The sequence below is a fragment of the Streptomyces rimosus subsp. rimosus genome, from assembly GCF_000720725.1.
Taxonomy (GTDB): Bacteria; Actinomycetota; Actinomycetes; order Streptomycetales; family Streptomycetaceae; genus Streptomyces; species Streptomyces rimosus_A.
In genome coordinates this window covers 1-280 of sequence record NZ_JOCQ01000265.1, presented here as the reverse complement: position 1 = coordinate 280, position 280 = coordinate 1, and the positions used below count along the sequence as shown (strand labels likewise).

Genomic DNA, 280 nt, shown 5'->3' with positions numbered 1-280 from the left:
TTCGGTCCCGTTTCACCGGGCCCTCCGGGCGCTTCCCTTCGGTCTTGCGTTTCCGACTCTATCAGATCCTCGCGGTCCTGATTTCCGCCGGTGCGTTTCCGCTTTCCGTTTCCGGCTCCCTGCTGGAGCGGGATGACCGTCCGGCTTTCGCTTTCCGGCCTTTCCGACTCTATCAGATCCATTTTCCGTTCCGGGCTTCCGGTGAAGGAAGCCGACCGGTTCGAATTTGAATCCGATTCCCCGTCGGAGGGGGTTGTTCGCGCCTTCCGGCGTGATCACT

General features: G+C 61.1%; 1 protein-coding gene. It reads left to right on the top strand.

What is annotated here, in order from left to right:
- The coding region (locus tag IH45_RS1000000150545; RefSeq protein WP_234440906.1) for a hypothetical protein at positions 1-230 on the top strand (230 nt) is incomplete at its 5' end.
- Positions 231-280 lie beyond the last annotated feature (50 nt).